A 1,621-nucleotide genomic window follows, 5' to 3' on the forward strand; every position below is an offset into this window, starting at 1 on the left:
TTAGGCTGAGACGTGATGCATAGCCGAATGAGGCGAAGTAGGGTGATCCCATGCTGCCGAGAAAAGCCTCTAGTGAGTGTCCATGCGGCCCGTACCCCAAACCGACACAGGTGGTCAGGTAGAGAATACCAAGGCGATCGGGTGAACTGTGGTTAAGGAACTCGGCAAAATGCCCCCGTAACTTCGGGAGAAGGGGGGCCACAGCGCTTGAAGCCCCGTTGCGGGCTAGGGCGAGGTGGCCGCAGAGACCAGCGAGAAGCGACTGTTTACTAAAAACACAGGTCCGTGCGAAGTCGCAAGACGATGTATACGGACTGACGCCTGCCCGGTGCTGGAACGTTAAGAGGACCGGTTAGTCACCTTGTGTGGCGAAGCTGAGAATTTAAGCGCCAGTAAACGGCGGTGGTAACTATAACCATCCTAAGGTAGCGAAATTCCTTGTCGGGTAAGTTCCGACCTGCACGAATGGCGTAACGACTTCTCGACTGTCTCAACCACAGGCCCGGCGAAATTGCACTACGAGTAAAGATGCTCGTTACGCGCGGCAGGACGGAAAGACCCCGGGACCTTTACTATAGCTTGGTATTGGTGCTTGGTTCGGCTTGTGTAGGATAGGTGGGAGACTGTGAAGCTCATACGCCAGTATGGGTGGAGTCAATCTTGAAATACCACTCTGGTCGTACTGGGTGTCTAACTTCGGACCGTGATCCGGTCCAGGGACAGTGCCTGGTGGGTAGTTTAACTGGGGCGGTTGCCTCCCAAAGAGTAACGGAGGCGCCCAAAGGTTCCCTCAGCCTGGTTGGCAATCAGGTGTCGAGTGCAAGTGCACAAGGGAGCTTGACTGTGAGACCGACGGGTCGAGCAGGGACGAAAGTCGGGACTAGTGATCCGGCACCACCTGGTGGAAGGGGTGTCGCTCAACGGACAAAAGGTACCCCGGGGATAACAGGCTGATCTTGCCCAAGAGTCCATATCGACGGCATGGTTTGGCACCTCGATGTCGGCTCGTCGCATCCTGGGGCTGGAGTAGGTCCCAAGGGTTGGGCTGTTCGCCCATTAAAGCGGCACGCGAGCTGGGTTTAGAACGTCGTGAGACAGTTCGGTCCCTATCCGCCGCGCGCGTAGGAGACTTGAGGAAGGCTGTCCCTAGTACGAGAGGACCGGGACGGACGAACCTCTGGTGTGCCAGTTGTCCTGCCAAGGGCACGGCTGGTTGGCTACGTTCGGGAGGGATAACCGCTGAAGGCATCTAAGCGGGAAGCCTGTTCCAAGATGAGGTCTCCCACCCTTTATGGGTTAAGGCCCCCCACTAGACCATGGGGTTGATAGGCCAGAGATAGAAGCGCAGTAATGTGTGGAGTTGACTGGTACTAACAGGCCGAGGACTTTCCACAAACGATCAAATTTGTTTTGTTTCGCATCCACTATGCAACTCTGAAACACCAACCACGCTGGAGCCGGTTACGGCTCGCTGGTTGCTAGTTTCATAGTGTTACGGCGGCTATAGCGGTGGGGAAACGCCCGGTCCCATTCCGAACCCGGAAGCTAAGCCCACCAGCGCCGATGGTACTGCACTCGCCAGGGTGTGGGAGAGTAGGACACCGCCGGACATCCTTTCCAA

2 rRNA genes (1 of these 2 running past the window's edge) are annotated in these 1,621 nt (G+C 56.6%); both read left to right on the forward strand.

Annotation, left to right across the window (positions count from 1 at the left end):
* A 23S ribosomal RNA gene (locus ACYQ77_RS44765) occupies nucleotides 1–1,395 on the forward strand (it extends 1,823 nt beyond the left edge of the window).
* A 98-nt stretch (nucleotides 1,396–1,493) separates the two neighbouring features.
* Nucleotides 1,494–1,610 (forward strand): 5S ribosomal RNA (gene rrf / locus ACYQ77_RS44770).
* Nucleotides 1,611–1,621 lie beyond the last annotated feature (11 nt).

The sequence above is a fragment of the Actinophytocola sp. KF-1 genome, assembly GCF_054661535.1.